At 39.9% G+C, this 1,449-nt stretch carries 1 pseudogene; it reads right to left on the bottom strand.

Annotated features, from left to right (window positions below):
- Positions 1–1,449: pseudogene (locus ABD915_RS07510) on the bottom strand (autotransporter outer membrane beta-barrel domain-containing protein); the annotation flags it as partial.

Consider the following 1,449-nt stretch of genomic DNA (forward strand, 5'->3'; position numbering starts at 1 on the left):
GTTGTTAAGATTAAGCACAGAAACATCAGAACGTGACCTTTGAGCAATATCAAGCAGATTGCCCTTATCATCTTTTTCGTTTGTACTGGTCTTCAACATCCATTTTGTCTCGTTTTTCAGATCAAAGATTGTTTTAGGGCTGTTAATAATTTTGGCTCTACCCTCTAATATGGAGTCATCAGAATTGAGTGTAAAAATGAAATGATTTTCTTTAGTTGAATCTTTGCTTACTAATAAAACATCAGAACGGATTTCTGATTTTTTGCCAAGATTAACTGTGCCGGTTGACTCATTTACGTTAATTCCAATACCGTTTTTAACGTGAAGCTTTGTGTTGGTTAAATTGATTTCTGAGATTGTATTTTCCTCAGGATTTTCAAATTTTATGCCGTTATTCTTTGCTGTTGCAGAAACATTTGTCACATCAATTTTTCCACCGTTTTCAACAGTCAAGGCTGCCTTGTCCCCCGTAACGTTTCCTGTCGTCATTGTGATGGTGGAATCTAAACCGCTTGCATGGAGTCCATAATCACCAGATGATGTAATTTGAGCATTGTCGGTTAAAATAATAGAGCTGCCGCTCTCTGCACGTATCCCTGCAATGCTTCCAGTAAATGATCCTCCTGATATTGTGACTTTGGAATGATCCATTGCAATTGCACCTAAGCCTGCATTTGTAATGTGTACGTTTTTTAAAGTGACATTGCTTGCTTGGGAATTTAATCCTGTAAACATCCACGCATCACCTTTTTGACTGCTCGATATTGTCACATCTTCCAATTTATTTTCGTCGCTTTTACTGTTATAAAAGGTAGCACCACATGCAACAGTTGTAATGGTTCCTCCAGTCATTTTAATTGTGGCACCGTTTGTTGCATAAAGCCCAACAACAGTGTTATTAATTTCTGTCCCATGCAATTCGATCACACTACCGGAGTCAGTGGCATTTGCACCAAATCCGAAAGTCGTCGCCATTGAGAGAGAAACATTCGTAACATTAATATGTCCACCATCTTGAGCAAATATTGCTGCCTGACTTTTTCCCTGATTTTCTCCCAGAATTTCTTCCTGACGTGAACCCGTAACTTTTCCTTCCGTCATTGTGATGGTGGAATTGGAACCCTCTGCATGGAGCCCATTGTTCCCGGATGAGGTAATTTGTGCGCCATCGGTTAAAATAATGGTGCTGCCGCCTTGAGCATATATTGTTTCCTCTTCCGCCTCAAATGATCCACCAGAGACTGTTACTGTAGAGTGGTCATCTGCAACTATGGCATTTTGTACTTGAGTGACGGTTACATCTTTTAAAGCGACTACACTGTTTTTGTCTGCAACTATTCCTACATTCAGTGGTGAACCGTCTTTATCACTACTCGATATCGTCACACTTTCCAGTTTGTTTTTGTCGCTGTTACTGTTGAAGAAGCCAGCACCCATTTGAGAAGCTTT

The organism is Bartonella jaculi, from assembly GCF_039543045.1.
GTDB classification, from domain to species: Bacteria; Pseudomonadota; Alphaproteobacteria; order Rhizobiales; family Rhizobiaceae; genus Bartonella; species Bartonella jaculi.